The organism is Pseudoalteromonas sp. CR1 (genome assembly GCF_019392235.1).
Taxonomy (GTDB): Bacteria; Pseudomonadota; Gammaproteobacteria; order Enterobacterales; family Alteromonadaceae; genus Pseudoalteromonas.
In genome coordinates, this window is the sequence record NZ_JAHXRM010000415.1 from 1 (window position 1) to 254 (window position 254).

Annotated in this window: 1 protein-coding gene; it reads right to left on the bottom strand. The window is 66.1% G+C overall.

What is annotated here, in order from left to right; translation table 11 throughout:
• Positions 1-254 (bottom strand): hypothetical protein (locus KZZ04_RS19955; protein WP_219423997.1); only part of this gene is annotated, 254 nt, incomplete at both ends.

Consider the following 254-nt stretch of genomic DNA (forward strand, 5'->3'; position numbering starts at 1 on the left):
GGCATCAGCCAGTGTTCCAGGCTGGCAAGCAACGCCGTGTCACTGATGTCGGGCCATTCGCTGGTTTTACCGGCGTCCAGGTGGCGCAGCAGCATCACGCGGGCCTGCCATTGGCGCAGTTCAGGCGTCCACGGCAGCAGCTCCAGGCCTTTGCGGCGCACGAGGTTAACCAGCGCCTGGCTGCGGGCAGACTCGTCGAGGCCGGTCAGCGGTTCACGGCTCAGCACCAGTTCGCCGACTTTGCGCTGGCGTTC